This window comes from Mycobacterium sp., assembly GCF_049608025.1.
GTDB lineage: Bacteria > Actinomycetota > Actinomycetes > Mycobacteriales > Mycobacteriaceae > Mycobacterium.
Genome location: NZ_JBMYXC010000119.1, coordinates 1 through 567, shown reverse-complemented (window position 1 = coordinate 567; position 567 = coordinate 1). Strand labels below are relative to the sequence as shown.

At 46.6% G+C, this 567-nt stretch carries 1 rRNA gene; it reads right to left on the bottom strand.

The window, feature by feature from the left end:
* Nucleotides 1–316 precede the first annotated feature (316 nt).
* Nucleotides 317–567, bottom strand: a 23S ribosomal RNA gene (locus tag ACPGXI_RS18000); the annotation flags it as partial.

Sequence of the window (567 nt, the reverse complement as noted above, 5' to 3'; positions counted from 1 at the left end):
AGGTGGTTCAACGCCTCTATGACCGTCAAGCAATTCGTTTTGCGTTTGTTCTGAGCTGCACTGTGTTGTGCGCTGACCTTTTAAGGTTAGCTTGACTCAAAACACGCGAATACGTGCTTGGATCTTTAACAATTCATTTTGAAATAGTGATAACCAAGTATCAAACCGATGCTCATCATTGCTGATGTTGTATCGTATCTGTGTCTTTGTCATTTTGATGATCTTGAGCTTTCACTCTTCTCATCACGACCTCCATGGATGGAGGAAGTGCTGGGATTGTCAGGAACAATCTCCAGTAAAACCACTTTGGTGTTATATGGTCAAGCCTCACGAGCAATTAGTATTGGTTAGCTCAATGCCTCACAGCACTTACACACCCAACCTATCAACGTCCTAGTCTCGAACGGCTCTTTAGGGGACTTATGTCCCAGTGAGATCTTATCTTGAGGGAGGCTTCCCGCTTAGATGCTTTCAGCGGTTATCCCGTCCGAACATAGCTACCCGGCAATGCCACTGGCGTGACAACCGGAACACCAGAGGTTCGTCCACTCCGGTCCTCTCGTACTA